Genomic DNA, 4,311 nt, shown 5'->3' with positions numbered 1-4,311 from the left:
TAATAGACTAGACCAGCTCTGGAGAAATACACCTATACAACTAATAAGTAATGCTACTAAATAGTTTAATTCTCCACAAAATATATTGGGAGCTTTGGGAATATGTCATTTTTACTCTCCTGGGTTTTAACTCAGGAGTTTTAAATTTTCTCTAATAAATAAGGGAGTAGTTCAACAATTAATAATTAATAATTAATAATTAATAATTACTTCTTCTGATAAAAAAGAGGATTGGCTAAATTGTTGCTTAAAGCTTTCAACCTTTTAATTTACCATACAAACATTTAAAAATAAAAATTACCCTAACAGTTAATAGGAAAATTAAAAATTCATTAAATAATACAAGCAATAATATGACGATCGACGAAAATAAGGGAGAGTTTAGAGAATTTTTCTATGCTCTTCCTTATTTTATTGAGAAATTTACCTGATAAGCTGTTATGCAGAATTCCTCCCTTGAAACTCTGGGTATACCACCCAATGCATGGGCAGTGGATGAGACAACTGCAGATATTACTCGTCCTTCTCTTCCTGCTCAACCCATTGTCATTAAAACTGAAACCAAAAGTATTAAATTAGATTTAGCTAAAACAGCAATTCTAGTTATAGATATGCAAAATGATTTCTGTCACCCTGATGGTTGGTTAGCTCATATTGGTGTAGATGTAACACCTGCAAGGTCCCCCATTCAACCACTAATAAATTTTTTACCACAACTGCGATCGCAAAAGGTTCCGATAATTTGGTTAAATTGGGGAAACCGCCCCGACTTACTGAATATTAGCGCTGGGTTACGCCATGTGTATAACCCTACTGGTAAAGGTATAGGTTTAGGAGATCCACTGCCAAAAAATAATGCCCCCGTACTTATAGAAGGAAGTTGGGCAGCAGCAGTTGTTGATGAGTTAGAGCAACAACCAGAAGATATTCGTGTAAGTAAATATAGGATGAGCGGGTTTTGGGATACTCCTCTTGATAGTATTCTGCGAAATATTGGCAAAACAACTCTCTTATTTGCAGGAGTGAATGCAGATCAATGTGTAATGGCAACATTACAAGATGCAAATTTCCTTGGTTATGACTGCATTTTAGTTTCGGACTGTACTGCTACTACTTCCCCTGAATATTGTTGGCAAGCTACTATTTATAATGTGAAACAATGTTTTGGGTTTGTCACAAATTCTCATGCTATTTTAGAGACTATTAGATAAGAAGGAAGAAGGAAGAAAGGCTGAAGGATTAAAGGAATAAAAAGGAAAAAGTAGATGGGGAGTCAAACTCCAAGAAATTGTAAACACCCTGTAAACGGTGGGGTATTAAAATCAAAATCAAAATCAAAATATTTTTCTGAAAAGTCTCATGTTCGGTCAAATACTAATTATGAAAAATTGGCACTTTGCAACTGAAGTTAAAAAGAGATGAAATTCAAAAATACATATAATTTAAGAAGGAAAAAAAATCAGTTTAAATAAAAAGTAAAATTACAAAATTTTTTTTATTTATTGCCAGTTAAAAACTATAAATTTTAATGCCAAGCTGAGTAGCGATGATGTCATCTCGAATCCGTTTAATTCGGTATAAAAAAATATTCCATCTTCATCCAGAGCGGAAAGAATTCTGAGTTATTTTCCCTTCTGTTTGCGGAGCATTCCGTAGGAGATTCTGAATTCTGGATTCTGATTCACTATCTTATTACACTGATGCTACCGGATTTGATATCACTGGTATCTAGGTGAAACTACAAAGAAATGTAAGCATTTCCTACAGAATACTTACAACTAAATAATCAATAATTTCCTGAATAAATTAATACTATTACCTATAATAAAATGATTACTCAATGCATGATTCCAGTCCTTAAATCTCCTCAAGATTATCAAGCATATCGTATTAGTCCTAATGATAGTAATCGATTAGCAATTATTTTCGACCCTGTAATTGCAAATGCTTCTTTAACTGTATGTTTAGAAATTTTTGATGTGGGGGGAAAAACTCCTCCAAATCGACATAATTTTGCGGTAGAAATGTTCTTTATTATTAAAGGAGAAGGAATAGCAAGATGTGATGGAAAATCTATTAATATTCGTACTGGTGATAGTATTTTAGTGCCACCAAAAGGGATTCATGTTATAGAAAATACTGGTTTAACTCGTCTTTATGCTTTATGTATTATGGTGCCAAATGAAGATTTTGCGGAACTAATTCGTAGTGGAACACCAGTAGATTTGGATGAAGAAGATATGCAAGTTCTTTCTCGCTCAAGTTGTCTTTAAGAAGGAAGAAGTTCATTAATGGATAATGGATAATTGATAATGTATAATTACATCTGGTTAAAAAGGAATAAAAATATTGTTTTTAAATTATCTTATTTTTCAAGAGAAGCAATTATTAATTGTTAATTACTAAGAAAATTAAAATTTATATGGTGCGTTACATTTCATTAACTCACCCTACTGGAATATCCCCTCTTTCCTGCTCCCTACTCCCTATTCCTTGTTCCCAAAATGAAAGTTTTACCTAAAGAAACAGCTTCAGTATTTACCAGAGATGGAGTACGTTTAGATGCTGATATTTATCGCCCTGATGCAGAAGGTGAATTTCCAGTCCTATTAATGCGGCAACCTTATGGCAGAGCGATCGCTTCGACAGTAGTCTATGCTCATCCAAAATGGTATGCTTCCCATGGTTATATTGTGATTATTCAAGATGTACGAGGTAGAGGTACATCTGAGGGAGAATTTCAATTATTTACCCATGAAATTAACGATGGAATTGATACTATTAATTGGGCAGCAAATTTACCAGGTAGCACTGGCAAAATAGGGATGTATGGGTTTTCTTATCAAGGTATGACTCAACTATATGCTGCTAGTGCTAAACTTCCTGCTTTAAAAACAATTTGTCCTGCTATGATTGCCGATAATTTATATTCAGAATGGGCTTATGAAGGGGGAGCATTTCGTTTACAAACAAACTTAGGTTGGGCAATTCAATTAGCAACAGAAACTGCTCGTTTACAAGAAGATGAAGGAGCATATCAAGAACTTTATCAAGCTGCTAAAAATTTGTCTTTTTCCACTCCAATTCCGGCTTTATCAAAAGTAATGAATAAGTATGCACCAGACTCTTTTTATCATCAATGGTTAGAAAATTATCAACCTGGTGAATACTGGCAAAATCTATCACCAAATCTAGAAAATGTAGACCTACCAATGTTACATATTGGTGGTTGGTTTGATACTTATCTACGAGGTACAATTAATTTGTATCAAAAAATATTTCCTCGCAGTAAATTCTTACAAAAATTAATAGTAGGTCCTTGGTCTCATATTCCTTGGGGAAGAAAATTAGGAGCTGTAAATTATGGTTTAGCAGCCTCTAACCCTATAGATGATATGCAAATATTATGGTTTGATCAAGTTCTCAAAGGAATAAATACAGGAATATTAGAGCGATCGCCTGTTTCTTTATTTGAGATGGGAAGTAACGAATGGCGTAATTTTGATTCCTGGCCGAGTAATAATTATCAGTTCTATTATTTAGCTAGTACAGGACTTGCGAATATGAGAGAAGATTCAGGGAAACTTGACGATAATTGTCCAGATATTTCTACTGATGATATATTCGTACATGACCCCTGGCGACCTGTTCCAGCATTGGGTGGTCATGCCACATTTCCGGCAGGTTCTTTTGAACGTTCAGAATTAGATTGTCGTACCGATATTTTGACTTATACTTCTGAATTTTTAACAGAAGATTTACACATAGCTGGAGATGTTTATGTAGAAGTTTATTGTACAGCAGATACCAATAGTTTTGACCTTTCAGCTGTGTTATCTGAAGTCAAACAAAACGGTAATGTTTATAATTTTACCCAAGGTTATATCAAGGTTGTTTCTAATGACTTACCAGTGAAAATATCTTTACAGCCAACTTGTATAAAAATTGAGAAAGGTAATGCTATTCGACTGAGTTTAAGTGCAGCTTGTTTTCCTGCATATTTAATTAATCCTGGCACAGACAAGCCACCAAAAGAAGTACGATTAATTGATGCAAAAATTATTACTATAACTGTTAGCTCAGGAAAAAATAATCCTTCAAGAATTTCTTTATCTAAAGTAAGTAAGAAGGAAGAAGGAAGAGGGAAGAGGGAAGAAGAAAAAGGGAGGAAGGATTAAAAGTCTGAAAAAAACTTAAATTTCCTCTAGATATTTACACTTAGGTTTACACAAACGATTAACCTTAATCTTTGCTTGATTCTTTAAAAAGCTGATAGCTGAATGCTTACGAAAAAGATATAGACTTTTTGTC

3 protein-coding genes are annotated in these 4,311 nt (G+C 33.7%); all 3 read left to right on the top strand.

All coding sequences use genetic code 11. The annotated features are described in order from the left end of the window. Positions 1–440 precede the first annotated feature (440 nt). The 3 genes from AC3DU7_RS26590 to AC3DU7_RS26580 all read left to right on the top strand — a co-directional run bounded on the left by AC3DU7_RS26590 (position 441) and on the right by AC3DU7_RS26580 (position 4,178). Positions 441–1,211 (top strand): cysteine hydrolase family protein, encoded by a 771-nt coding sequence (locus AC3DU7_RS26590; protein WP_488042276.1) that lies wholly within the window; start codon positions 441–443, stop codon positions 1,209–1,211. A 618-nt stretch (positions 1,212–1,829) separates the two neighbouring features. Continuing rightward, positions 1,830–2,273, top strand: a complete 444-nt coding sequence (locus tag AC3DU7_RS26585; protein WP_488042275.1) for a cupin domain-containing protein — start codon at positions 1,830–1,832, stop codon at positions 2,271–2,273. A 231-nt stretch (positions 2,274–2,504) separates the two neighbouring features. Continuing rightward, a complete protein-coding gene (locus AC3DU7_RS26580; protein ID WP_488042274.1) occupies positions 2,505–4,178 on the top strand; it encodes a CocE/NonD family hydrolase in 1,674 nt (557 codons plus the stop codon). The last annotated feature ends 133 nt before the right edge of the window (positions 4,179–4,311 follow it).

The organism is Okeania sp., assembly GCF_983059655.1.
The sequence above is the reverse complement of the archived record's forward strand: the minus strand, read 5'-3'. Positions and strand labels throughout refer to the sequence as shown.

Bases quoted from the DNA above. Each gene is read 5' to 3' on its own strand.
- AC3DU7_RS26590 (WP_488042276.1), top strand. From the start codon at position 441: ATGCAGAATTCCTCCCTTGAAACTCTGGGTATACCACCCAATGCATGG.
- AC3DU7_RS26585 (WP_488042275.1), top strand. From the start codon at position 1,830: ATGATTACTCAATGCATGATTCCAGTCCTTAAATCTCCTCAAGATTAT.
- AC3DU7_RS26580 (WP_488042274.1), top strand. From the start codon at position 2,505: ATGAAAGTTTTACCTAAAGAAACAGCTTCAGTATTTACCAGAGATGGA.